This is a genomic window from Streptomyces sp. WAC07094 (genome assembly GCF_036320405.1).
Classification (GTDB): domain Bacteria; phylum Actinomycetota; class Actinomycetes; order Streptomycetales; family Streptomycetaceae; genus Streptomyces; species Streptomyces lannensis.
This window is the reverse complement of record NZ_JAVMJZ010000001.1, coordinates 1864367-1886803: the sequence shown is the minus strand read 5'-3', so window position 1 is coordinate 1886803 and position 22437 is coordinate 1864367. Positions and strand designations below refer to the sequence as shown.

Genomic DNA, 22437 nt, shown 5'->3' with positions numbered 1-22437 from the left:
GATCACCTGCTCTCGGTGTGCGCGAGACGCAGCGTCCGGTCCGCCAGTTCGTCGATGCTGACGCAGTCGAAGCCGAAGACGGCACTGCGGACCGTGTCCTCCAGGGGGTCCTTCCACTGCCCCGGGATGGCCCGGGCTCCGGTGAGGACGCCGGCGACCGACCCCGCCGTGGCGCCGTTGGAGTCGGTGTCCAGTCCGCCGCGGACGGTGAGCGCGATCGTCCGGGTGAAGTCGCCGTCGCCGTACAGGAGCCCGGCGGTGAGCACCGCCGCGTTGGGGACGGTGTGGATCCAGCCGAGCCCCGTCGTCTCCCCGGTGGCCGTGTCGAGCGTCTCCTCCCAGCTCAGCCGAGTCTCGTGCAGCGAGATCACCCGGCGTACGGTCCGGGCGAGGCGGCTGCTTGCGGGGATCACGGTCAGAGCGGTGTCGAGTGCCTGCCGGACCGTGGGCGCGGTGAACGCCGCGGAGATCAGCGCTGCCGCCCACATGGCCCCGTACACCCCGTTGCCGGTGTGGGACAGGACCGCGTCCCTGCGGGCCAGTGCGGCCGCCTGGTGGGGCAGGCCCGGGCAGGTCCAGCCGTAGACGTCGGCGCGGATCAGGGCGCCGATCCACTCCTGGTAGGGGTTGTCGTACGTGGCTGTGACCGGTGGCTTGAGGCCGTTGGCGAGATTGCGGTACGCGACCCGCTCGGCCGTGAACGTCTGAAGGTACGGCAGCCGCAGCAGCCACAGGTCGCCGACCTGTTCGGTGCTGAAGCCGAAGCCGTGCGTCTCGAGCAGGTCCAGGCCCAGGATCGCGTAGTCGACGTCGTCGTCCCGGCAACTGCCGTGGATGCGTCCGCGTACGCACTGGCGCCACTCGGGCCGCAGTTCGAAGCCGTCCGTCTCGGTGGCGGGTTCGGGCAGGTAGTCGGTCAGCGGCAGGGCCGAGGCCTGCCGCAGATAGCGGTCGATACGCTCGCGTGTCCACAGGTCGCCCTGCTCGACCGGCTTGCCGAGCATGTTGCCCGCGATCCGGCCGAGCCAGCCCCCGAGGATTCGGTCCGCGAGCTCTGGCTCAGTGCCCACAGGGGTCATAGCTCCGGTCTACCCGATTCCGGCCGCGATGTGCCGCATTCGACCCTGCGCACCGGGGTTTCCCATCCCGGTCGTACGTTGTTCCCGCCCCGTTCCCGGGGACCGGACGGGAGGACCATGGCGGGTTCCCGGTCCGGCACCGAGGCCGTCTCCACGCGCTCGGCTGGGGGCCGGCGCCGGGCGGGCGGCCGCGTGACCACCGGCGAGGGCCGTCGGAACGGCGAGGCGCCGGCGGTCACCGCCACACGTGCGGCCGGGAGGGACGTCGTCACGGTGCGCGGCAGGCCGGCCGTCGGCATGCCGGACCGGAATGCCCCGGCCGTACCGGCGTCGGGCCGGGCCTCGCCCGGTGCGTCCCGGGCGCCGGCGCGGTCCTGGTGCGCGTCGCGGAGCGGATCGGCCGGGGCCCGCCGACCCGAGATCGCCGTCGCGCCGGGGCGACGCCAGGCCGATCAGCCGCGCGCCCCCAGCGAGCCCCCGTTCATCTACGTGCCCCGGACAAGCGGTACGCGTCCAGGGCCAGGGTCATCTCGATCAGGTCGCGGGGGCGGGCCAGCGAGCGGAACGTAAGCTGCTCCAGCCGCCGCAGCCGGTTGAAGACCGTGTTGCGGTGGCAGTACAGCCGGCTCGCGGCCCGGCCGGCCGAGCCCTCGCAGGACAGCCATACGTCGAGGGTCTCCAGGAGCACGGCCCGGTCGGCGGGCTCCAGTTCGAGGAGCGCGCCGAACACGTCCGCCACCAGCCGGTCGGCGAGCTCCGGCTGACTCACCACCAGCGCCGTCGGCATCCGCTGGTCCAGCCGCACGACCGCGGTCGCGTCCGGCGGGCAGGTGCGCAGCGCCAACTCGGCCAGCCGCCGCGCCCGCCCCAGTTCGGCGAGCCCGGGCACGACCGGGCTGATGCCACCCGGACCCGAGCACCATCCGTCCAGCACACGCGCGACGCCGTCCAGGTCCTGATCGGGTGTGAGCGCCACGACCCCCACCTCACCGTCGGCGCGCATCCGCCAGATGAACCGGAACCCGGCGCCGCGCACCGGCCGTTCGGCCGCCTCCCGCCGCTCGGCCCGCAGCACCACCACCGCGTACGGCCCGTGCTCCGGCAGATCGAGACCCGCGGCCGCGCGGGCCGCCAGCCCGGGCGTGGCCTGCCCCTCCAGCAGCGCGTCGAGCAGTGCCTGCAACTGCTCGTCGGTGCGCCGTCGCAGTTCCGCCTCGGTGGCACGGTAGGCCTCGGACGCCGTCTGGGTCTGCGCGTCCACCGCCGACCACACCATCGTCGTCGAACGCATCAACGCCGCGAGCCGCTCGGGCTCCTGGCCCGCGGCCCCGTCGACGAGGGCGTCCCACAGCAGATAGCCGGCGTTCCGGTAGGCGTGCACCAGCAGGTCGAGCGGCAACCCCTGCCGGGCTCGGCGCCGCCCGGTGTGCTCGGCGTGCTCCAGGTCGCGGCGCGGCGAGTCCCGGGGCGCGTAGAGCGTCTCGATGCCGATCCGCATCGCCTCCTCCGCCTCCCGCCACTGCTGGTCCTGCGGGAGCACCTGCCCGTAGACGGAGGAGTACTCGGTGAGTTGCCGCAGATGCTCGTCGACGAGCAGCGGCAGCCGTTCCAGCAGAGCCTTGCAGGACTCCGCGAGCAGCTTCCAGTCATGACCGGTCCGCGGCCTTCGCCCTCCCATGGCCGGAGGATGCCATTGCAAAGGGGTCCCGCACAGGCCCCTGACACGCGGTCTTGTGCACGCGCACAACGCCCGGCCCGGCCCGCTGGGCACCCGCAGCGATTCCGCCGCGGGCCGTGGACGGGCGCGACCGTCGGTGCTGGGGTGAGCGCCACACCGAGTCGGAACAGGGGGTCGTCCATGGGCGGATCCGGACTGGTCGTCCACGACCTGTCAGTCGGATACGGACCTGTGCGGGCACTGCGCCGGGTGTCCCTCGAGGTGCCCGAGGGGGCGGTGGTGACGGTGCTCGGCGGCAACGGCGCCGGCAAGTCCACCCTGCTCAGGGCGATCAGCCGGACGCTGTCCTTCCACGGCGGCGCGGTGACCGAGGGCGGTGTGCGCCTCGGCGACCGCCGTCTCGACGCGCTGCCCCCGGACCGGGTGGTTGCCGCAGGGGTGTCCCAAGTGCCGGAAGGACGAAGGGTGTTCGCGCGGATGACGGTCGCCGACAATCTGCGCGCGGGCGCCCTCGGCGGAACCCGGTCGGGCCGGGCCGCGGCCCTGGAGCGCGTCCACGAGCTGTTTCCCGTGCTCGCCGAGCGCGCGGGGCAGCGGGCCGGTCTGCTCTCCGGAGGCGAACAGCAGATGCTGGCCGTCGCCCGCGCCCTGATGGCGGGTCCGAAGGTGCTGCTCCTGGACGAGCCGTCCCTCGGCCTCGCCCCCCTCATGGCCCGGCGGATCGCCGACACCGTACGGGAGATCAACGCGCAGGGAACCTCCGTGCTGCTCGTCGAGCAGAACGCCGCCCTCGCCCTGCGGCTCGCCACGCGCGCGTACGTCCTCGAGGTCGGCGAGGTCGCCCTGTCCGGCCCGGCCGACGAGCTGGCCGCCTCCGACGAGGTGCGCCGTCGCTACCTGGGCGTGGTCGACGAGGGCGCGGTCGCGGACGCCGAACAGGCCGGTGGCGCCCGGCGGACGCTGACCCGGTGGCAGGGAGAAGACGCGTGAACGGCCTCGCAGCGGGCGACGGGGCCCTCGAAGTGCGTGATCTCACCGTGCGGTTCGCCGGACTCACCGCGCTGGACGGTGTCGGCTTCACCGTCCGCCCCGGCACGGTGCACGCCCTCATCGGGCCCAACGGGGCGGGCAAGTCCACCTGTTTCAACGTGCTGTCAGGGGTCTACCGGGCGACCGCGGGCAGCGTCCGCTTCGGCACGCACGAGCTGACCGGGATGTCCGCGCACCGCATCGCCGGCCTCGGCGTCGCCCGCATCTTCCAGAACCTCGCGCTGCCACCGCGCGCCTCGGTCGAGGACTGCCTGCTGCTCGGCCGGTACCGGCTGACCCGGACGGGCTTCCTGGCCGCGGGGCTCGGCCTGCCCTCCGCGGCCCGCGAGGAACGGCGGCACCGTGAACGGGTGCGGGAGATCGCGGAGTTCGTCGGTATCGCCGACTGCCTCGGCCGCCCGGTGGGTTCGCTCCCGTACGGGCAGCAGAAACTCGCCGAGCTCGCCCGCGCCCTGTGCATGGAGCCGCGTCTGCTGCTTCTCGACGAGCCGGTCGCGGGCATGACCGCCGACGAACGGCGCCGCACCGCCGCCGTGATCGCGGGCGTCCGGGACGGGCTCGGCATCTCGATCGTGCTGGTGGAACACGACATGGGGGTGGTGATGCGGCTCGCGGACACGGTGACCGTACTGGACTTCGGGCGCCGGATCGCGGACGGCGCCCCCGCCGACGTACAGAACGATCCGGCCGTCGTCCGCGCCTACCTGGGAGCCGGTTCATGAGCACACTCGCCGAAATCCTCCTCAACGGACTCTCGTTGGGGTCCGTCTACGCACTCATCGCGCTCGGCTTCGTGGTCATCTTCCGGGCGACCGAGGTCGTCAACTTCGCCCACGCCTCGCTGCTGCTCGCCGGTGGCTACATCACCGCGACCCTCCACGACGACATCGGTTTCTGGCCCGCGCTCCTCGCCGGGATCGCGGGCGCAGCGCTGGTCGGGGCGGCCGTGGAGTTCCTGGTGATGCGGCGGTATCGGGGCAGCGACCACAGCGTGCTCGCCATCGTCACCATCGGGGTCGACATCCTGCTCACCACCGAACTGACCCGTCGCATCGGCACGGACGTGATCCCGTTGGGTGATCCGTGGGGCGACGCCGTGCTCAGGCTCGGGCCGGTCTCCCTCGCGCACACGCGGATCGCCGCCTTTGTAGCCGCGGTGCTGCTCATCGGCGCCTTCCTGCTCGCGTTCCGCTACACCTCGTGGGGGGTGGCGATGCGCGCGGCGGCGGAGAGCTCGGAGACCGCGGCGCTGATGGGTGTACGGCTCGGGCGGGTCTCGCTGAGCGCCTGGGCCGTGGCGGGGGGCCTGGCCGCCGTGGCCGCGCTGTTCCTCACCGTCTTCCCGACGCCGGGCCTGGAACGGGCCACCTCGCTGGCTGCGCTCAAGGCGTTCCCGGCGGCGATCCTCGGCGGACTCGACTCCACGACGGGCGCGCTGGTGGGCGGCCTGCTGGTAGGTGTCACCGAGTCGCTGGCCACCGGCTACCAGGGCGATCTGACGTTCCTCGGCCGCGGGCTCGGCGATCTCGCCCCCTATCTCGTCATGGTCGCGATTCTGCTCATCCGCCCCGCGGGGCTGTTCGGCACGAAGGAGCTCGCACGTGTCTGAGAACCCGGCCGTGCCGCAGCGGCCGACCGCGCCGGGCGGCCCCTTGCGGCCCGAGTCCGACGAGCCCGCCCCCGCCGGCCCCCGACCCCCGACCGGGACCCGGGTACCCGGCGGGAGGCGCGGTGCGCCCGCCCATCCCGGCCGGCGCGGCGCCCGGTTCACCGACCCCCGCACCTACGTCCGGGCCGTCGGAGTCGTACTGCTGCTCGCGTTCCCGTTCTACCTGGACCGATTCTGGCTCCAGGCGGGCCTGTTCGCGATGGCCGCCGCGATCGGCGCGATCGGCATCAACCTCCTCACCGGTGCGACCGGCCAGCTCTCCATGGGGCACGCCTTCTTCCTCGCCGTCGGCGCCTACGGCTACTGCGTGTTCGCGGCCGACGGGGGCGACGGGCTGACCGGGTTCGGCCTGCCGACCTGGCTCGCGGCCGTGCTCGCGGTGCTCGTCGCGGGTGTCGCGGGCGGCCTGTTCAGCCCCATCTCGGGCCGGCTCAGCGGTGCCTACCTGGGCATCGCCACCCTCGCGCTGGTCTTCATCGGTCAGCACGTCATGTTCAACGCCCATGACCTGACCGGCGGCGCCAACGGCCGTGACGTCCCGGCGCTGAACCTGTTCGGCCTCACCTTCGACGACCGTGAACTCGTCGTCGCCGACGTTCCGTTCGGCTCGGCCGAGAAGCTCTGGTACGCGGGTCTGCTCGCCCTGCTCGTCGGCGCCCTGTTCGCCCGCGGGGTGCTGCGCGGACGCCCGGGCCGGGCCATGAACGCGATCCGCGACCACCGCATCGCCGCGGGCGTGCTCGGCGTGCCCGTGGCCCGGCACCGCGCCGCCGTGTTCGTGCTGTCCTCGATGTACGCGGGCCTCGCGGGCGTTCTGCTCGCGCTGGTCTTCCAGCGGACGGTGCCCGACTACTTCGGCATCACGCTGTCCCTGGACTACCTCGCCATGATCGTCATCGGCGGGCTCGGCTCGGTCTCCGGCGCGGTGGCGGGCGCCGTGTTCGTCTCCCTGCTGCCACAGCTGCTGACCCGCTACAGCGATGCGCTGCCTTTCATCTCCGCCCCCGGCACGGGCGGGATCGCACCGGGCGAGGCGGCCCGGTACCTCTACGGCGCCGCCGTCGTGCTGGTGGTGCTGTTCCTGCCCGGCGGCCTGGCCAGGGTGGCCGCCCGGCGTCGCGTCAGAACCGAACCAGGGGAGCAATGATGAAGAGGACGTATGGGGCCAGGGCGGCGGCGGGTGCCCTCGCGGCACTGCTCGTGCTGGCCGGATGCAGTTCCAAGGCCAAGGACGACGGCGGCGGCGGTGACAAGTCGGCCGGTGGTGTGAAGACCGGGGAGGGCATCTCCGGCAAGACGATCACGCTGGGCGCGCTCACCGACCTGACCGGCGTGTACGCCACTCTCGGCAAGAGCGTCACCCAGGCCCAGCAGTTGTACGTGAAGCAGCTGAACGCGGCCGGCGGGGTCTGCGGCTACAAGGTGGCCCTCACGGTCCGAGACCACGGCTACGACCCGCAGAAGGCCGTCGCCGGGTACACCGAGCTGGAGCCGAAGGTGCTGGGTTTCGCCCAGTTCATCGGCTCCCCGTTCGTCGCCGCGGTCAAGAATCGCATCGACGGGCAGGACAAGGACCTCGTCCTGCCGCAGGCCTGGTCGTCGGCGCTCCTGGGCAGTTCGTACATCCGCGTCATCGGATCCACCTACGACATCGAGACGATCAACGCCGTCGACTTCCTGATCAACAAGAAGGGTCTGAAGAAGGGAGACAAGATCGGCCATGTCTACTTCGAGGGCGACTACGGCGAGAGCGCCCTTGTCGGCTCGAAGCACATCGCGCAGGAAGCGGGTCTGACGGTCGTCGAGCAGAAGATCAAACCGACCGACAACGACATGACGGCCCAGGTCGCCGCCCTCAAGCAGGCCGGTGTCAAGGCGATCGTCGTCAGCGCCGGCCCGCGCCAGGCCGCCTCGCTGGTCGGCGTCGCGGCGGCCGGCGGCTTCGACGTGCCGGTCATCGGCAACAACTCGGCCTTCGCGCCCCAGCTGCTGGCCACCCAGGCGGGCCCTGCCCTGATGAAGAACTACTACGTCGCCTCGCCCTCGCTGCCGATCGGCGCGGACACCCCGGAGGCGAAGAAGCTCGTCGCCAACTACAAGGCGGCCTATCCCTCGGACGCCCTCGACAACGGCATCGTCGCGGGCTGGACCGCCGCGTCGGCCTTCGGCGAGGCCCTGAAGAAGGCCTGCGCGAACAAGGACCTCACCCGGGAAGGGGTCGACAAGGCCCTGCTCACGATCGACTCCTTCGACATCGGCTTCGGCACCGTCCAGAACTTCACCGATCCCGCCGCCCCGTCCTCCCGGGAGAGCGTGATCCTCCAGCCGGACAAGAACGCGACCGGCGGTATGAAGGTCGTACAGGAGGCGGCCGTCTCGAAGGAAGCCGAGGCCTACACGCCTCAAGCCTGAGGAGGCCGGGAAACGGGCGCGACGGCCCGCCCAGGTCCGAGGGCCCGATCCGGAACCGGATCGGGCCCTCGGACGTGCCGCGGCGACAGGTACCACGGCGGCTGCGCCAGGCCGATGTCCCGCGTGGTGTCCGCGATCCGGCCGGCCCCCGGGAAACGGTGGGCGAGCCCGGTGCCTGCGGGGGCCGTGGCTGAAGGCGTGGGCGGTTCCGGACGTTCGTGCGCGGCCTTCCGGGGGCCGGACAGGGCATGGCGGCGGATGCACCCCTTGGTTATGGTCACAGCGGCGCGACCGCCTTGCCGTGCGCAAGGCATCAAGAGCAAGGGGTATGCAGGTGGCGGACGCAGCAGGGAACGACGTTCGGACGGCAGGGCGGGTTCTCGTCGCCGCGGACAAGTTCAAGGGGTCGCTCACGGCCGTGCAGGTCGCGGCACGGGTGACGGCGGGGTTGCGGCGGGTCGTGCCGGATCTCGACGTCGAGTCGCTGCCCGTGGCCGACGGCGGCGACGGGACCGTGGACGCGGCCGTCGCGGCCGGTTTCGAACGGCGCGAGGTGCGGGTCGCGGGTCCTCTCGGGCACGAGGTGACGGCCGCGTTCGCCCTGCGCGGCGACACCGCGGTCGTGGAGATGGCGGAGGCGAGCGGGCTCCAGCGGCTGCCGGACGGGGTCCTCGCGCCGCTGACGGCGTCCACGTACGGCTCGGGTGAGCTGCTGCGCGCCGCGCTGGACGCGGGGGCGCGGACGATCGTGTTCGGGGTCGGTGGAAGCGCGACCACGGACGGGGGCGCGGGCATGCTGTCCGCGCTCGGGGCGCGGTTCCTCGACGGGGCGGGGGATCCTGTACCGCCGGGCGGCGGGGGCCTCGCGGAACTCGCCCGTGCCGATCTCTCTGGACTGGACCCGCGTCTGGCCATGGTGGACCTGGTGCTCGCGAGTGACGTCGACAACCCGCTGACCGGGCCCAAGGGAGCACCGGCGGTGTACGGGCCGCAGAAGGGTGCCTCGCCGGACGACGTGACGGCGCTGGACGCGGCCCTCGTGCACTACGCGAAGGTGCTGGAGCAGGCGATCGGCCCACGGGTGGCGGAGCACGCCGCCTCGCCGGGCGCGGGCGCGGCGGGCGGCATCGGATACGGCGCCCTCGTCCTGGGAGCCCGCTTCCGGCCCGGTATCGAGGTCATGCTGGACGTCCTGGGCTTCGCGCCGGCTCTGGAGCGGGTCTCGCTGGTGATCACAGGTGAGGGTTCGCTGGACACGCAGACGCTGCACGGCAAGGCTCCGGCGGGGGTCGCCGCGGCGGCGAGGGCGGCCGGCAAGGAGGTCGTCGCGGTCTGCGGCCGGCTGGCGCTGCCGCCCGAGACACTGGGCCGCGCGGGGATCCGCAGGGCGTATCCGCTGACGGAGCTCGAGCCGGACGTCGCGAAGTGCATCGCGGACGCGGGACCGATCCTGCAGCGGGTGGCGGAGAACATCGCGCGGGACTTCCTGGTCTGACCCGTCCCATCCCGGCCGCGGGGACCCACGGATGCGGACCCGCGCCCTCGCACCACCACCGAAGCGACCGCGCACCCGCATCACAGGCGAAGGGCCCCGGACCGATCCGGTCCGGGGCCCTTCGTGAGTGTGCTGCCTACGGCAGCTGCGCGGCGCGCGCCTCGCGGCGGTTGTCGCGGAAGTTGTTCACCCGGCGGGCCGTGGCGAACAGCGGGATCACGGCGCCCATCACCAGCTGAAGGGCGCAGCCCGTCTGGAGAAGGAGCTGACCGCTGGGTGCGTCGAAGGCCCAGGCCGCGAGGAGGCCGATCGACAGGACGATCCACGACAGCATGGCCGCCGCCAGACGGCCCCGCGGCTTCGGGTACTCCACGCGGCTCACCATCAGCCACGCCGTGCCCAGGATCGCCAGCAGCGTGGCGAAGAACGGCAGCTCGAGCAGCACGATCGAGACGACCGTGAGCGCACCGAACGGCGAGGGCATGCCCTGGAACATGCCGTTCGTCGGCGTCACGCACGAGAAGCGCGCAAGGCGGAGCACGACCGCCAGCAGCACCACGATCGCTCCGACCGCGGCCACTCTCTGGTGCGCGTCGTCCGCCACCATGCCGTAGACCAGGACGAAGTACGCCGGTGCCAGGCCGAAGCTGATCAGGTCGGAGAGGTTGTCCAGTTCCGCGCCCATGGGGGAGGAGCGCAGTTTCCTGGCGACCAGACCGTCGAACAGGTCGAAGACCGCCGCACACAGCATCAGGATCACGGCCGTGGCCGCGCTGTGCCGGGCCATGCCCGCCGATTCGTCGTTGCCCGTCAGGTGCGGGATCAGAATGCCCGTGGTGGTGAAGTACACCGCCATGAAGCCGCACGTGGCGTTGCCGAGGGTGAGCGTGTCCGCTATTGAGAGGCGGAGCGAGAGGGGCATCTCCTCCTGGTCGTCCACCTCGTCCTCCGGCACCCAGCCGGACTTGGTATCGGGATCAATCACGGTCAAGACGAGTCACCCCAGCCACGGTCTTCTGGCCGACCTCGACCGCGACCTCCACGCCCTCCGGCAGATAGAGGTCGACACGCGAGCCGAAGCGGATCAGCCCGATGCGGTCACCCTGCTCGACCTTCGTGCCCTGCGGGATGTAGGGGACGATGCGGCGGGCCACCGCGCCGGCGATCTGGATCATCTCGATGTCGCCGAGTTCGGTGTCGAAATGCCAGACTACGCGCTCGTTGTTCTCGCTCTCCTTGTTGAAAGCGGGAACAAAGCCGCCCGGGATGTGCTCGACCGACGTGACCGTGCCGGACAGCGGCGCCCGGTTCACATGGACATTGAGCGGGCTCATGAAGATCGCGACGCGGGTGCGTCCGTCCTTCCACGGCATGATGCTCTGCACCACACCGTCGGCGGGCGAGATGACCCGGCCCTGAGCGATCTCGCGCTCGGGGTCGCGGAAGAACCACAGCATGCCCGCCGCCAGCGCGGTGGCGGGCACGGCCACGGCCTTGGCGGCGCCGGAGCGGCGCGCGCGGGCGAGGCTGAGGGCTGCGGTGGCAACGGTCGGGAGTAGCCACGGCGATGCTCCGCGCGCGAGGCGGACCCGGCCGCGTGGTGCAGAGGTTTGGCTGTGGGGCATGGATGACCTTCGTAGCGGATGATGCCGCGCTTCAACGGGGGACGGCGGCTTTCCGGCGATCGTACCGGTCGGGGGCCGCAACTGGGCAAGCCAGGAAGCCGAGTCGGCGGCCCGGGAGCGTTGACGGGGTGTGATCTTCTTCGCGATGAAAACACCCCGTATCAGGATATCTAGCCTTGGAGTCGATACTCTTCGAGCAGCCGGCGACCGATGATCATTTTCTGGATCTCGGCGGTTCCCTCGCCGATCAGCAGCATCGGGGCCTCTCGGTACAGGCGCTCGATCTCGTACTCCTTGGAGAAGCCGTAGCCGCCGTGGATGCGGAAGGCGTCCTCCACGACCTCCTTGCAGTACTCGGAGGCGAGGTACTTCGCCATCCCGGCCTCGAGGTCGTTTCGCTGGCCGGAGTCCTTTTTGCGTGCCGCGTTCACCATCATGGCGTGTGCGGCCTCGACCTTGGTGGCCATTTCGGCCAGTTTGAATTGGATGGCCTGATGCTGGGCGATCGGCCTGCCGAAGGTGTGCCGCTGCTGGGCGTAGGAGACGCCCAGCTCGAAGGCACGCTGAGCGACGCCGCAGCCACGGGCCGCGACGTTCACGCGGCCCACCTCGACTCCGTCCATCATTTGGTAAAACCCTCGGCCGGTGGTCCCGCCGAGCACCCGATCGGCCGGAATGCGCAGTCCGTCCATGATGAGCTCCGTGGTGTCGACCCCCTTGTAGCCCATCTTGTCGATCTTCCCGGGGATGGTGAGCCCGGGGCGCACCTCGCCGAAGCCGGGCTCCTTCTCGACCAGGAAGGTCGTCATCGACCTGTGGGGCGCCGTGCCCTCGGGGTGGCCTTCGTCACTGCGGACGAGCACCGCGACGAGCGTGGACGTGCCGCCGTTGGTCAGCCACATCTTCTGGCCGTTCAGGACGTACTCGTCCCCGTCCCTGACCGCCTTCGACGTGATCGCCGACACGTCGGAGCCGAGACCCGGCTCCGACATCGAGAAGGCGCCGCGGATCTCGCCCAGCGCCATCTTCGGCAGGAAGTAGTCCTTCTGCTCCTGTGTGCCGTGCTGCTTGAGCATGTACGCCACGATGAAGTGCGTGTTGATGATGCCGGACACCGACATCCAGCCGCGCGCGATCTCCTCCACGCACAGCGCGTAGGTCAGCAGCGACTCGCCCAGACCCCCGTACTCCTCGGGGATCATCAGACCGAACAGACCCAGTTCCTTGAGGCCGTCCACGATTCTCTGCGGGTACTCGTCGCGGTGCTCGAGCTCGGTCGCGACCGGGATGATCTCCTTGTCCACGAAGTCGCGGACGGTGGAGAGGATCTCCTGCTGGACGTCTGTCAGACCGTGGGTCTGGGCGAGGCGGCTCATCACTTCTCCTGGGTCCTGAGCTCAGGGCGGCCGGGCTGCTCGCCGCCGCGCTCCTTGATGTACGTCTCGGTGGGGACCATCACCTTGCGGCGGAAGGTGCACACCAGCGTGCCGTCCTGCTTGTAGCCCCTCGTCTCGACATGGACGATGCCGCGGTCGTTCTTCGACTTCGAGGGCCACTTGTCGAGCACGGTCGTCTCGCCGTAGATCGTGTCCCCGTGGAACGTGGGCGCCACGTGCTTGAGCGACTCGATCTCCAGGTTGGCGATCGCCTTGCCGGAGACGTCCGGCACGGACATGCCGAGCAGCAGTGAGTAGATGTAGTTGCCCACGACGACGTTCCTGCCGAAGTCCGTCGTGCTCTCCGCATAGTTCGCGTCCATGTGGAGCGGGTGGTGGTTCATGGTGAGGAGGCAGAACAGGTGGTCGTCGTACTCCGTGACCGTCTTGCCGGGCCAGTGCTTGTACGTCGCCCCGACCTCGAACTCCTCGTAGGTGCGTCCGAACTGCATGGCGCTCAGGCCTCCGGGATCTCGAACGAGCTGGTGCGCTGCATGCCGGCGGCCCGGCCCTTGCCCGCGATGACCAGGGCCATCTTGCGGCTGGCCTCGTCGATCATCTCGTCGCCGAGCATCGCGGAGCCCTTCTTGCCGCCCGCCTCGGACGTGCAGTACTCGTACGCGTCCAGGATCAGCTCCGCGTGGTCGTAGTCCTCCTGGGAGGGCGAGAACACCTCGTTCGCGGCGTCCACCTGACCCGGGTGCAGCACCCACTTGCCGTCGAAGCCCAGCGCTGCGGCCCGGCCCGCCACCTCGCGGAAGCCGTCGACGTTGCGGATCTGCAGGTAGGGCCCGTCGATCGCCTGGAGGTTGTTGGCGCGGGCGGCCATCAGGATCTTCATCAGGATGTAGTGGTAGGCGTCCGCCGGATAGCCGGGCGGCTGCTCGCCCACGACCAGCGACTTCATGTTGATGGAGGCCATGAAGTCGGCCGGGCCGAAGATGATCGTCTCGACGCGCGGGGAGGCCTGCGCGATCTCGTTGACGTTGTTGAGCCCCTGGGCGTTCTCGATCTGCGCCTCGATGCCGATACGCCCGACCTCGAAGCCCATGGTCTTCTCGATCTGGGTCAGGAGCAGGTCCAGCGCCACGATCTGCCGGGCGTCCTGCACCTTGGGCAGCATGATGCAGTCGAGGTTCGGACCAGCGCCCTCGACCACCGTCACGACGTCGCGGTACGTCCACTCGGTCGTCCAGTCGTTGACGCGCACGACCCGCGTCTTGCCCGTCCAGTCGCCCTCGTTCAGGAACTTGACGATGGTGTGCCGCGCCTCGGGCTTGGCCAGCGGCGCACATGCGTCCTCCAGGTCCAGGAAGACCTGGTCCGCGGGGAGGCCCTGTGCCTTCTCCAGGAAGCGGGGGTTGCTCCCGGGGACCGCGAGGCAGGAGCGCCGCGGACGAAGGCGGTCGACAGCAGGAAGGGGCGCGGCGGAGCCGCTCGCTGCGAGGGTGGCGGCGGGCGACGGATGGGCGGTCATGCGGGGACCTCCAGAGGGTCGAGCTTGTTCGCTGTGCGGATCTCGTCGACGATACGGCCGATGATCCCGGTGATGTCGAAGTCCTTCGGGGTGAAGACGGCGGCCACTCCAGCGGCCCTGAGCTGCTCGGCGTCGCCGCTCGGGATGATGCCGCCGGCGATCACCGGGATGTCGTTGGCACCGGCCTCGCGCAGCCGCTCCAGCACGTCGGGCACCAGCTGCGCGTGCGAACCGGACAGGATGGACAGACCGACAGCGTGCACGTCCTCGGCGAGAGCCGCGTCCACGATCTGTTCGGGCGTCAGCCGGATGCCCTGGTAGACCACCTCGAAGCCGGCGTCCCGGGCTCGTACGGCGATCTGCTCGGCGCCGTTGGAGTGCCCGTCGAGGCCCGGCTTGCCCACGAGGAAGCGGAGCTTGCCGACGCCGAGGTCGCGGGCCGTCAGATCCACCTTGCGGCGCACCCGGGCCAGCGCCGTGCCCTCCTCGGCGGTCACCGCGACGGGCGCGGACGACACGCCCGTGGGCGCACGGAACTCGCCGAACACCTCGCGCAGGGCCCCGGCCCACTCGCCGGTGGTGACCCCGGCGCGGGCACACTCCAGCGTGGCCTCCATGAGGTTGCCGGTGCCCTTGGCGGCCTCCTTCAGCCGCTCCAGGGCCTTGCAGGGGCGCGGATGGTTGAACGGCGGCTGGTAGCGGGTGTCGCGCCAGTTCCGCAGTGAGGCGACGACGCGCGCCTCGACCTCCGGGTCGACCGTCTGGATCGCGGTGTCCAGGTCGGCGGTGAGCGGGTTGGGCTCGGTCGTCTCGAAGATGTTGACGCCGACGATCTTCTCCTCGCCGGACTCGATGCGCGCCCGGCGTTCGGCGTGGGACGCGACGAGCTGCGACTTCAGGTAGCCGGACTCGACGGCCGCCATGGCGCCGCCCATCTCCTGGATCCGCTCGATCTCGGCGAGCGACTCGTCGACCAGCCGGCCCACCTCGGCCTCGACGACCTTCGAGCCCTCGAAGATGTCGTCGTACTCGAGCAGGTCGCTCTCGTGTGCGAGCACCTGCTGGATACGCAGTGACCACTGCTGGTCCCAGGGCCGGGGCAGGCCCAGCGCCTCGTTCCAGGCCGGGAGCTGCACGGCGCGCGCGCGTGCGTCCTTGGAGAGGGTCACGGCCAGCATCTCGAGCACGATGCGCTGGACGTTGTTCTCCGGCTGGGCCTCCGTCAGCCCGAGGGAGTTGACCTGGACGCCGTAGCGGAAGCGGCGGTGCTTGGGGTTCTCGATGCCGTACCGCTCGCGGGTGATCCGGTCCCAGATCCGGCCGAACGCCCGCATCTTGCACATCTCCTCGACGAAGCGGACGCCCGCGTTCACGAAGAAGGAGATACGGCCGACGACATCACCCATGCGCTCCTGCGGCACCTGGCCGCCGGCGCGGACCGCGTCGAGGACGGCGATCGCCGTGGACATCGCGTACGCGATCTCCTGCACCGGCGTGGCGCCCGCCTCCTGAAGGTGGTAGCTGCAGATGTTGATGGGGTTCCACTTGGGCAGGTGGGACACGGTGTACGCGATCATGTCCGTCGTCAGCCGGAGCGAGGGTCCCGGCGGGAAGACGTGCGTGCCGCGCGACAGGTACTCCTTGACGATGTCGTTCTGGGTGGTGCCCTGGAGCTTGGTGATGTCGGCGCCCTGCTCCTCCGCGACGACCTGGTAGAGCGCCAGCAGCCACATGGCGGTGGCGTTGATGGTCATCGAGGTGTTCATCTGCTCCAGGGGTATGTCCTGGAACAGCCGGCGCATGTCACCGAGGTGCGCGACCGGCACACCGACCCGGCCGACCTCGCCGCGGGCGAGGACGTGGTCGGAGTCGTACCCGGTCTGCGTCGGCAGGTCGAACGCCACCGACAGGCCCGTCTGGCCCTTGGCGAGATTGCGCCGGTACAGCTCGTTGGACGCCTCGGCCGTGGAGTGACCGGCGTACGTGCGCATGAGCCACGGCCGGTCCTTCTGCCTCCGGTCCCCGGAGGGCTGACGCTCAGTCATCTATGACCTCCGGTGCCTCAGATGTTCCGGAACCGGTTGATGGCGTCGACGTGCTCGGCGCGCTTCTCCTTGTCGCGCACACCCAGGCCCTCCTGGGGGGCGAGGCACAGCACACCGACCTTGCCCTGGTGGAGGTTGCGATGGACGTCGTAGGCGGCCTGGCCGGTCTCCTCCAGCGGGTAGACCTTCGACAGCGTCGGGTGGATCTTGCCCTTCGCGATGAGCCGGTTGGCCTCCCAGGCCTCGCGGTAGTTGGCGAAGTGCGAGCCGATGATCCGCTTCAGCGACATCCACAGGTAGCGGTTGTCGTACTCGTGGTTGTAGCCGGAGGTCGAGGCGCAGGTGACGATGGTGCCGCCCTTGCGCGTGACGTACACGGAGGCGCCGAAGGTCTCGCGGCCCGGGTGCTCGAAGACGATGTCCACGTCCTCGCCGTCGGTCAGTTCGCGGATGCGCTTGCCGAAGCGCTTCCACTCCTTCGGGTCCTGGGTGTGCTCGTCCTTCCAGAACTTGTAGTCCTCGGCGGTGCGGTCGATGATCGCCTCGGCGCCCATCGCGCGGCAGATCTCCGCCTTGGCGGGCGAGGAGACGACACAGATGGGGTTGGCGCCGCCGGCGAGCGCGAACTGGGTGGCGTACGAGCCGAGTCCGCCGCTCGCGCCCCAGATGAGCACGTTGTCGCCCTGCTTCATCTGGGCGCCGTTGCGGGAGACGAGCTGCCGGTAGGCGGTGGAGTTGACCAGGCCGGGGGCGGCGGCCTCCTCCCAGCTGAGGTGGCCCGGCTTGGGCATCAGCTGGTTGGACTTGACGAGGGCGATCTCCGCCAGGCCGCCGAAGTTGGTCTCGAAGCCCCAGATGCGCTGCTCGGGGTCGAGCATCGTGTCGTTGTGGCCGTCGGAGGACTCCAGCTCCACCGAGAGGCAGTGGGCGACGACCTCGTCGCCCGGCCTCCAGGCGTTGACGCCGGGGCCGGTGCGCAGGACCACGCCGGCGAGGTCGGAGCCGATGATGTGGTACGGCAGGTCGTGGCGCCTGGTGAGCTCGGAGAGCTTGCCGTAGCGCTCGAGGAACCCGAAGGTCGACAGCGGCTCGAAGATCGAGGTCCACACCGAGTTGTAGTTGACCGAGGATGCCATGACGGCCACGAGGGCCTCGCCCGGACCGAGCTCGGGCAGAGGCACGTCGTCGACGTGCAGGGACTTGCGGGGGTCCTTGTCGCGGGTGGTGAGACCGGCGAATATCTCCGTCTCGTCCTTGTGCACGGTGACCGCGCGGTACGACTCGGGGAGCGGAAGAGCGGCGAAATCGGCGGACGTTGCCGTCCCCGACTGAATCGCGTCCAGGATGTCCTTCACGGTGTTGCCTCCGGCGAATGGCGTCTTGAGGGCAGACGCTGAGGGTCACGTCGGTGTGCTGCTGGTGTGAGGGGTGCCGTCGGTTCGGCTCAGTGGTGCTCTGGCAGCGCTTTGTGGCGCGGGAGGGTGCCTGTGACGCAGGCGTCCGGGCGCGCTCGTCCGAGAAGGGCTTGCGGGGACAGCCGGCGTGCGCGTTGGTCTCCGCACGCCGGCCGCCCGGACATGAACAACGTATGGCACGGCGTGTCACCTTGCAAGGCACTGGGTGCCAGATATTGCTCTCAGATGAAATCTTTACGTAACAAATGAGCGATGATCGATCAAAGTTGCCGATGGAACGGCCGCAAACGGAAGCGGGCCGGCGGCGGCACTGAGTGCCGCCGCCGGCCCGCGATGATGGGTCCGATCGGGTGAACGGCTAGGAGCGCTCCTTGAGCGCCTGTTCGATGGTGCGCATGACCTCGTCCAGGGGCATGTCGGTCCTGGCGACCGTCACCAGCACCTCGCCCTGGGTGGTCACGGCGGCCGGCGCGGTCCGGGGCGCGGCCCCGCGCCCGGCCCCGATACCCGTGCCGAAGGTCCTCCGTACGATTGCGAAGGCGTGGTCGAGCTGCGTCTCGACGTCTCCCTGTCCTCCGGCCCTGAGCCAGCGCCGCAGGACGTGGTTGTGTGCGGTGACGACCGCGGAGGCGGCGACCTCGGCGAGCAGCGGATCGTCGTTCGCGTCGTCGTCGTGCGCGTGCTCGTCGAAGTGGCCGAGCAGATAGCGGGTGAAGAGCCGCTCGTAGCGGGCGACCGAGGCGATCTCCGCCTCGCGCAGCGTCGGCACCTCGCGCGTCAGCTTGTAGCGCTGGACCGAGATCTCCGGCTGGGCCGCGTACATCCGCATGACTTCCTTGATGCCGCGGCACACGGTGTCCAGTGGATGCTCGTGTGCGGGAGCTGCGTTGAGCACCGCCTCGGCCCGCACGAGGGTGTCGTCGTGGTCCGGGAAGATCGCCTCTTCCTTGGAGCGGAAGTGGCGGAAGAACGTGCGCCGGGCGACCCCGGCGGCCGCCGCGATCTCGTCGACCGTGGTCGCTTCGTAGCCTTTCGTGGCGAACAGCTCCATCGCCGCGGCCGCCAGTTCCCGGCGCATCTTGAGCCGCTGGGCGGCGGCGCGACTGCCCGCGGCGCTCTCGGGCGGGTCGGTCGCGGCTGGTGTACGTGAGGACTTGGCGGGCTGGGACATGACCCGAACGTACTGCATGTCCGCAGGATGATGCGCATGTCCCGGATCACCCCCGCCCCGGGAGGGCGGGGGGGCGCCGGTCGGATCGAGCAGTCCGCCCCAGCCGGCGCCGCCGGGAAGCCGGCCGCCGCGTCGGTCAGCGCTTGGCATATTCGCGGAAGCCGCGGCCGGTCTTACGGCCGAGGCAGCCCGCGGCCACCAGGTGTTCCAGGAGCGGTGCGGGGGCCAGGCCCGGGTCGCGGAACTCCCGGTGCAGGACCTTCTCGATGGCCAGGGAGACGTCCAGGCCGACGACGTCCAGCAGTTCGAACGGCCCCACCGGGTAGCCGCCGCCCAGCTTCATCGCCGCGTCGATGTCGTCGAGGGACGCGTAGTGCTCCTGCACCATCTTGACCGCGTTGTTGAGGTACGGGAACAGCAGGGCGTTCACGATGAACCCGGCGCGGTCGCCGCAGTCGACGGGGTGCTTCCTGACCGACGCGCACACCTCACGGACCGTCGCGTGCACATCGTCCCCGGTCAGCACCGTGCGCACGACCTCGACCAGCTTCATGGCCGGTGCCGGGTTGAAGAAGTGCATGCCGATCACGTCCTGCGGGCGCATGGTGGCCCGGGCGCAGGCGACGACCGGCAGCGAGGAGGTGGTGGTGGCGAGGACGGCACCGGGCTTGCAGACCTTGTCGAACGTGGCGAACAGCTGCTGCTTGACCTCCAGGTCCTCGGCCACGGCCTCCAGCGCCAGGTCGACGTCGGCGAAGTCGTCGTAGGAGCCCGTCGGGCGGATCCGGTCCAGCGCCTGGGCGGCCGCCTCCGTCGTCATCCGGCCCTTGTCGACCGAGCGCGCGAGCGACTTTCCGATCCGGGCCTTCGCGCCCCGGGCCTTCTCCTCGGTGCGGGCGGCGATGACGACCTCGTACCCGGCCTTGGCGAAGACCTCGGCGATACCGGAGGCCATGGTGCCCGATCCGGCGACGCCGACCGAGCGGACGGGCCGGCCGGAGACCGGTCCGGCGTCCTCCGGCGGCGTGGCCGCGTCCCGCACGACGACCGGGCTGCCCGGCGCCTCGTAGGTGTAGAAGCCGCGCCCCGACTTGCGGCCGGTCAGACCCGCCTCGCTGAGCTGCTTGAGGATCGGTGCGGGCGCGTGGAGCCGGTCGTGGGAGGCGGCGTACATGGCCTCCAGGACCGTGCGGGCGGTGTCGATGCCGATCAGGTCCAGCAGGGCGAGCGGCCCCATGGGCAGCCCGCAGCCCAGCCTCATCGCGGCGTCGATGTCCTCGCGCGAGGCGTACTTCGCCTCGTACATCGCGGCGGCCTGGTTGAGGTAGCCGAACAGCAGCCCGTCGGCGACGAAGCCGGGGCGGTCGCCCACGGCGACGGGCTCCTTGCCGAGGTCGAGGGCGAGGTTGGTGACGGCGGTGACGGCGGCGGGGGCGGTCAGCACGGACGAGACCACCTCGACCAGCTTCATGGCCGGTGCCGGGTTGAAGAAGTGCAGTCCGAGGACCCGTTCGGGGCGGGCCGAGTCGGCCGCGAGCCGGGTGACGGAGAGGGCGTTGGTGCCGGTGGCGAGGACGGTGTCCGGGCGCACTATGCCGTCGAGGGCCCGGAGGACCTGCTGCTTGATGTCGTACGACTCCGGCACCACCTCGATGACGAGATCGGCGTCGGCCGCGGCCCGCAGGTCGGTGAAGGTGCGGAAACGGGCCAGGGTGTCGTCGCGCTCCTGCTCGGTCAGGCGTCCCCGGTCCACCGCGCGGGCGGTGGCGGCGTCCAGGGCGGCGACGGCCTTGGTGGCCGCGGCTTCGTCGATGTCGATGCCGACGACCTCGCGGCCGGCCCGGGCCAGCACTTCGGCGATGCCGGTGCCCATGGTGCCGAGGCCGACGACGGCAATGGTCTTGAGCGGGGACAGAGAGGTGTCGGAGAGGGGAGCGGCCATCGCGGACTCCAGAAATGAGGTGACGACTGAGGGGCGGGCCGGGATACGCCGACGGGCGCACACGGCGCGGAGGTTGCGGGTGTCTGCCGGGCTGACGAGCGCACACGCCCGGTGCCGTCCGCAGACGTGCATACGTCCGCCGAACGGTGATCCGACCGGCCCTGTCCCGGAGCCGGGTCGTGCTGAGGTACTCGATGTACCGAACCGACCGGCGCCCCACTGCCTTACGGGGTGGGAGCCCCTTGCGACGGCTGCGTCACCAGGCCGCCGCAAGTCAGTGCGAGTGGGTAACTCGCTCGATTGAGCTTAACCGGCCGGTAACGAGCGCGCCAGTCCCCAGGTTTGTGATGTAGGTCCCCGGGCTCCGCACGGGCCCTTAGTCTCGGCGCCATGAACGAAGCGTTGCGATTGCTCACGGAGCGTTTGCGGGACGAGTCCGGAGGCTCTCCGGAGTGCGAGCGGCTGCTGACGACGGACGATCTTGACGAGCTGGCCGGTGTGCTGGCGGAGCCCGGCCGGCCCCTGTGGGCGCGGGAGGCGGCGGCCTTCCGGCTGGGGGCGGCGGGGGACCGGCGGGCGTTCGAGGCGCTTGTGCTGCTGCTCAACCACCGCGATCCGCAACGCTGCGCGTCCGCCGCGCACGCCCTGGCCCGGCTCGGCGACCCGCGCACCGCCCGGGCCGCGGCCGCCCTCGCCACGAACGAACTCCGAGTCGCCTACGCCCTCCACCCCGTCCGCCTGCTCGTCGAGCTGCGGGCCCCCGAGGCCGTACCCGCGCTGATCACCACGTTGCAGCGCAGACTGCGGCCGCACGATCCCTACCACAGGGTGGCGCTCGCCTGTGTGGAGGGGCTCGGGGCGCTCGGCGACAAACGCGCAGGGCCCGTGCTCAACGAGGCTCTGGCGCACCCGGCGCTCGCGGAGGCGGCCGTACACGCGCTGGCGCGCCTTCCCGGGCCCCGTTGAGCTCTCAGGAGGTCAGGTCCTTCACGTACCGCACCTCGGGCACGGCGACCCCGTCCACGTCGAAGGGCTCCTCGGCGCCGTCCGCGCGGAACCCCGCACGCTCGTAGAACCGCCGGGCGCGGACGTTCTCCTCCAGGACCCAGAGGAACATGCGTGCGTGCATCGGTGCGCACTGCTGCACCGCTTCCTCCAGCAGCGCCCGCCCGATCCCGCTGCCGACGTGCGCGGGATCGATGTAGATCGCGTACAACTCGGAGTCGGAGGTGCGTACTTCGCCGTCGCGGTACGGGCCGTGCGCCGCCCAGCCGACGATCTCGCCGTCCCGCTCGGCCACCAGGTTCACCACGCGGGTGTCACCGCCGTGGAAACGGGCGCGACGTCGCTCGGCGTCCTCGGCGACGCTGAGTGCGTCGAGGTAGGGCTGCGGCATGAGCCCGCGGTAGGCGCTCTGCCAGCCCCGGATGCGGATCTCCGAGACACGGCCGCAGTCGGCCAGGGTCATCAGGCGTATGTGGGGTGATCGGTGGTCCATGGCGGAACCTTAGGCAGGATTGGGCGGGGACGGCTTCCGGATTATCCGCCCACGACCGCGTACGCCTCGATCTCCATGAGGAACTCCGGGCGCACGAGCGCCGCCACCTGCACCGCCGAGGCGGCCGTCAACCGGTCGTCCGGTATGTGCTCGGCGCGGGCCGCGCGGATCGCCGGCATGTGCGCCATGTCCGTGACGAAGAAGGTCAGTTTGACGACGTGGTCGAAGGTCGCCCCGGCGGCGGCCAGACAGCGGCGGAGATTCTCGAAGACCTGCCGGGCCTGTGCCGCCGGGTCGCCCGCGCCGACGAGACGCCCGTCCTCGTCCAGCGCGAGCTGGCCGGAGATCGCGACGAAGCGGCCCGTGCCCATGACGACATGGGTGTAGGCGGTGGCGGGGGCGACCCCGTCGGGGGCGGGAATCCTGGTCGGCTCACTCATGGGTC

General features: G+C 70.8%; 20 protein-coding genes. 7 read left to right on the top strand and 13 right to left on the bottom strand.

Annotated features, from left to right (window positions below; all coding sequences use genetic code 11):
- Window positions 1-2 precede the first annotated feature (2 nt).
- Window positions 3-1079, bottom strand: coding sequence for an ADP-ribosylglycohydrolase family protein (locus RCR19_RS08240; protein WP_331264531.1), 1077 nt, complete (start codon window positions 1077-1079; stop codon window positions 3-5).
- A gap of 481 nt (window positions 1080-1560) precedes the next feature.
- On the bottom strand, window positions 1561-2757 hold the full coding sequence (locus tag RCR19_RS08235) for a helix-turn-helix domain-containing protein (RefSeq protein ID WP_331264530.1): 1197 nt from the start codon (window positions 2755-2757) through the stop codon (window positions 1561-1563).
- 180 nt (window positions 2758-2937) lie between these two features.
- Here RCR19_RS08235 and RCR19_RS08230 point away from each other — a divergent pair, with 180 nt between their 5' ends.
- The 6 genes from RCR19_RS08230 to RCR19_RS08205 all read left to right on the top strand — a co-directional run bounded on the left by RCR19_RS08230 (window position 2938) and on the right by RCR19_RS08205 (window position 9383).
- Complete coding sequence (locus RCR19_RS08230) at window positions 2938-3747, top strand: ABC transporter ATP-binding protein (protein ID WP_331264529.1); 810 nt, start codon at window positions 2938-2940, stop codon at window positions 3745-3747.
- Window positions 3744-4529 (top strand): ABC transporter ATP-binding protein, encoded by a 786-nt coding sequence (locus tag RCR19_RS08225; protein ID WP_331264528.1) that lies wholly within the window; start codon window positions 3744-3746, stop codon window positions 4527-4529. The genes RCR19_RS08230 and RCR19_RS08225 overlap by 4 nt, the downstream gene beginning before the upstream one ends.
- Entirely contained in the window at window positions 4526-5416 is an 891-nt protein-coding gene (locus RCR19_RS08220) for a branched-chain amino acid ABC transporter permease (protein ID WP_331264527.1), read from the top strand. Before RCR19_RS08225 ends, RCR19_RS08220 begins: the two co-directional genes overlap by 4 nt.
- A complete protein-coding gene (locus tag RCR19_RS08215) occupies window positions 5409-6623 on the top strand; it encodes a branched-chain amino acid ABC transporter permease (RefSeq protein ID WP_331264526.1) in 1215 nt (404 codons plus the stop codon). Before RCR19_RS08220 ends, RCR19_RS08215 begins: the two co-directional genes overlap by 8 nt.
- Window positions 6623-7888, top strand: a complete 1266-nt coding sequence (locus RCR19_RS08210; protein ID WP_331264525.1) for an ABC transporter substrate-binding protein — start codon at window positions 6623-6625, stop codon at window positions 7886-7888. Before RCR19_RS08215 ends, RCR19_RS08210 begins: the two co-directional genes overlap by 1 nt.
- A 334-nt stretch (window positions 7889-8222) precedes the next feature.
- Window positions 8223-9383, top strand: coding sequence for a glycerate kinase (locus RCR19_RS08205; protein ID WP_331264524.1), 1161 nt, complete (start codon window positions 8223-8225; stop codon window positions 9381-9383).
- Between the two features lie 136 nt (window positions 9384-9519).
- Here the strand turns inward: RCR19_RS08205 and pssA are convergent, their stop codons facing one another.
- The 9 genes from pssA to RCR19_RS08160 form a co-directional block, all read right to left on the bottom strand.
- Window positions 9520-10338, bottom strand: a complete 819-nt coding sequence (gene pssA, locus RCR19_RS08200; RefSeq protein ID WP_331269379.1) for a CDP-diacylglycerol--serine O-phosphatidyltransferase — start codon at window positions 10336-10338, stop codon at window positions 9520-9522.
- Window positions 10339-10360: 22 nt separating this feature from the next.
- Window positions 10361-11008: a phosphatidylserine decarboxylase gene (locus RCR19_RS08195; protein WP_220296381.1), complete on the bottom strand. Its 648-nt coding sequence runs from the start codon at window positions 11006-11008 to the stop codon at window positions 10361-10363.
- Between the two features lie 170 nt (window positions 11009-11178).
- Window positions 11179-12384: an acyl-CoA dehydrogenase family protein gene (locus tag RCR19_RS08190; RefSeq protein WP_331264523.1), complete on the bottom strand. Its 1206-nt coding sequence runs from the start codon at window positions 12382-12384 to the stop codon at window positions 11179-11181.
- Window positions 12384-12896 (bottom strand): MaoC family dehydratase, encoded by a 513-nt coding sequence (locus tag RCR19_RS08185; protein WP_331264522.1) that lies wholly within the window; start codon window positions 12894-12896, stop codon window positions 12384-12386. Before RCR19_RS08185 ends, RCR19_RS08190 begins: the two co-directional genes overlap by 1 nt.
- Before the next feature lie 5 nt (window positions 12897-12901).
- Window positions 12902-13921 (bottom strand): CoA ester lyase, encoded by a 1020-nt coding sequence (locus tag RCR19_RS08180; RefSeq protein WP_331264521.1) that lies wholly within the window; start codon window positions 13919-13921, stop codon window positions 12902-12904.
- Window positions 13918-15966 (bottom strand): protein meaA, encoded by a 2049-nt coding sequence (locus RCR19_RS08175; RefSeq protein WP_331264520.1) that lies wholly within the window; start codon window positions 15964-15966, stop codon window positions 13918-13920. The genes RCR19_RS08180 and RCR19_RS08175 overlap by 4 nt, the downstream gene beginning before the upstream one ends.
- A 17-nt stretch (window positions 15967-15983) precedes the next feature.
- Window positions 15984-17321, bottom strand: coding sequence for a crotonyl-CoA carboxylase/reductase (gene ccrA / locus RCR19_RS08170; RefSeq protein ID WP_059129425.1), 1338 nt, complete (start codon window positions 17319-17321; stop codon window positions 15984-15986).
- A gap of 418 nt (window positions 17322-17739) precedes the next feature.
- Window positions 17740-18552 (bottom strand): TetR family transcriptional regulator, encoded by an 813-nt coding sequence (locus RCR19_RS08165; RefSeq protein WP_331264519.1) that lies wholly within the window; start codon window positions 18550-18552, stop codon window positions 17740-17742.
- Window positions 18553-18688: 136 nt separating this feature from the next.
- Window positions 18689-20494, bottom strand: coding sequence for a 3-hydroxybutyryl-CoA dehydrogenase (locus RCR19_RS08160; RefSeq protein ID WP_331264518.1), 1806 nt, complete (start codon window positions 20492-20494; stop codon window positions 18689-18691).
- A 390-nt stretch (window positions 20495-20884) separates the two neighbouring features.
- Here RCR19_RS08160 and RCR19_RS08155 point away from each other — a divergent pair, with 390 nt between their 5' ends.
- Window positions 20885-21460, top strand: coding sequence for an adenylosuccinate lyase (locus RCR19_RS08155; RefSeq protein ID WP_331264517.1), 576 nt, complete (start codon window positions 20885-20887; stop codon window positions 21458-21460).
- Window positions 21461-21464: 4 nt separating this feature from the next.
- On the opposite strand, the gene RCR19_RS08150 is transcribed toward RCR19_RS08155, so the two are convergent.
- Both RCR19_RS08150 and RCR19_RS08145 read right to left on the bottom strand, forming a co-directional pair.
- Entirely contained in the window at window positions 21465-21992 is a 528-nt protein-coding gene (locus tag RCR19_RS08150) for a GNAT family N-acetyltransferase (protein ID WP_331264516.1), read from the bottom strand.
- Window positions 21993-22033: 41 nt separating this feature from the next.
- Window positions 22034-22432, bottom strand: coding sequence for a RidA family protein (locus tag RCR19_RS08145; protein WP_331264515.1), 399 nt, complete (start codon window positions 22430-22432; stop codon window positions 22034-22036).
- Between the last annotated feature and the right edge of the window lie 5 nt (window positions 22433-22437).

Coding starts and splice junctions, on each gene's coding strand:
- RCR19_RS08240 (WP_331264531.1), bottom strand. CDS start 1,079: ATGACCCCTGTGGGCACTGAGCCAGAGCTCGCGGACCGAATCCTCGGG.
- RCR19_RS08235 (WP_331264530.1), bottom strand. CDS start 2,757: ATGGGAGGGCGAAGGCCGCGGACCGGTCATGACTGGAAGCTGCTCGCG.
- RCR19_RS08230 (WP_331264529.1), top strand. CDS start 2,938: ATGGGCGGATCCGGACTGGTCGTCCACGACCTGTCAGTCGGATACGGA.
- RCR19_RS08220 (WP_331264527.1), top strand. CDS start 4,526: ATGAGCACACTCGCCGAAATCCTCCTCAACGGACTCTCGTTGGGGTCC.
- RCR19_RS08210 (WP_331264525.1), top strand. CDS start 6,623: ATGAAGAGGACGTATGGGGCCAGGGCGGCGGCGGGTGCCCTCGCGGCA.
- RCR19_RS08195 (WP_220296381.1), bottom strand. CDS start 11,008: ATGCCCCACAGCCAAACCTCTGCACCACGCGGCCGGGTCCGCCTCGCG.
- RCR19_RS08190 (WP_331264523.1), bottom strand. CDS start 12,384: ATGAGCCGCCTCGCCCAGACCCACGGTCTGACAGACGTCCAGCAGGAG.
- RCR19_RS08185 (WP_331264522.1), bottom strand. CDS start 12,896: ATGCAGTTCGGACGCACCTACGAGGAGTTCGAGGTCGGGGCGACGTAC.
- RCR19_RS08180 (WP_331264521.1), bottom strand. CDS start 13,921: ATGACCGCCCATCCGTCGCCCGCCGCCACCCTCGCAGCGAGCGGCTCC.
- RCR19_RS08175 (WP_331264520.1), bottom strand. CDS start 15,966: ATGACTGAGCGTCAGCCCTCCGGGGACCGGAGGCAGAAGGACCGGCCG.
- RCR19_RS08165 (WP_331264519.1), bottom strand. CDS start 18,552: ATGTCCCAGCCCGCCAAGTCCTCACGTACACCAGCCGCGACCGACCCG.
- RCR19_RS08160 (WP_331264518.1), bottom strand. CDS start 20,494: ATGGCCGCTCCCCTCTCCGACACCTCTCTGTCCCCGCTCAAGACCATT.
- RCR19_RS08155 (WP_331264517.1), top strand. CDS start 20,885: ATGAACGAAGCGTTGCGATTGCTCACGGAGCGTTTGCGGGACGAGTCC.
- RCR19_RS08150 (WP_331264516.1), bottom strand. CDS start 21,992: ATGGACCACCGATCACCCCACATACGCCTGATGACCCTGGCCGACTGC.
- RCR19_RS08145 (WP_331264515.1), bottom strand. CDS start 22,432: ATGAGTGAGCCGACCAGGATTCCCGCCCCCGACGGGGTCGCCCCCGCC.